Origin of the sequence: Lewinella sp. W8 (assembly GCF_004375085.3) — a bacterium.
Classification (GTDB): Bacteria; Bacteroidota; Bacteroidia; order Chitinophagales; family Saprospiraceae; genus Neolewinella.
Genome location: NZ_SNAQ03000030.1, coordinates 1 through 1495 on the forward strand (window position 1 = coordinate 1; position 1495 = coordinate 1495).

The following is a 1495-nucleotide window of genomic DNA, read 5'->3' on the forward strand; positions in this document are numbered from 1 at the left end:
TCTCCGTGGTCGTACAGCCGTTGGCGTCCGTAACCACTACCGTGTAGGTACCCGCAGCAAGACCACTCAGGTTTTGCGTCGTCGCACCGTTGCTCCAGGCGTAGGTGTAACCGGCCGTACCGCCAACCACCGTCAGCGTGATCGTACCGTCGTCGCTCGTACCGGCATCATCGTTACAGATGACGTCCGTCGTAACGCCGGAAACTGATAGTTCATCTGGCTCTACCAAAGTCCCCTGGTCAATCGTGATACAACCGTTACCATCAGTGATGGTAACAAAGTAGGTACCTGCAACCAAGTTAGTTGCTGTCTGGGTCGTTTGGTTACCAGTGGCAGCATCCCACTGGAAGGAGTATGGTCCGGTTCCGGTGATAATATTTACCGTGAGGCTACCGGTTTCCCCTTTACACTGAATGCTTCCATTTGGATCAACGTCAGTTACCGTCACTTCAGCGGGATCGTTCACAATTACGGTGACAGTATCCGAGAACATTGCCGAGCCAACAAAGCTTTCCGATCCATCGGGGAAGACAAAGTAGATGTCCCCCATATCCGTGGCAATATTCGTATCCGTTTCGTTCAGAATTCGTGTGTAGGTCCACATAAATTCTTCACCACACTGAAGGATTCCGTCTCCGTTTGGATCTGAAGTGGTCACGAAGTTATCGTCTCCAGGCATAAACATATCCTGGAATCCGGTAGAACTCATGTCCTCCACGTTGATGTCCCGAATTTCAAATCCTGGAGAACAAACGTTATCACGGAATCTAACGGTTAGGGTGTAGGTTACCTCATCACCGGGACAAACACTATCATCGGATACCGTTTTCTCGACGTTGATTCCGAGGACAGGAATTTCTACCTCATCTTCATCATCATCTTCGATTCCGTCGTTGAAGTCATCCTCATCGAAGCTTTCCTCGGGATTACTATCAACGTCATCTCCATCGTCTTCGTCAATTTCTACCTGATTGGTCAAGGTAGACAGTACTGGGACATCCAGGCCAACCTGATAGGTAATTTCGAAAGTTACGGAAGCTCCCTGCAGAAGGGAAGGAACGGTGAATTCACCACCTCCATTCTCAATTACATTAGTTCCCGAGACATCAGCGGATACATACTGAAGGCCAGCGGGTGCGAGGTCCATCAAACCGATGTTGCTCGCATTCAGTGAGCCTTCGTTCGTTACCGTAATGAGGTAACGTACGAATCCACCAGTAACGGTTCCGGGAGCCTGTCCGATCGCCAGGCGCTTATCGATTGCCAGGTCGTAGGTTTGCTCGATCGGCGTCTCCACGTCATCCTGGTCGTCTTCCGTATCATCGTCGTTGTCCGGCGTAGAGTCTTCGTCGTCGCCGTCGTCCTCCGTGATCTCCGCTTCGTTGCGGACACTGCTACCCTGGAAGGTCGCATCAATCGCGTAGGTAACCTCGAAGCTGATCGACTCACCCTGCAGCAGGCTCGCAATGACGTACACGCCGTTGCTGCCCGTTAC

General features: G+C 51.5%; 1 pseudogene. It reads right to left on the bottom strand.

Features of this window, described 5'->3' with window-relative positions:
• Window positions 1–1495 (bottom strand): annotated as a pseudogene (locus tag E1J53_RS22835) (DUF11 domain-containing protein); the annotation flags it as partial.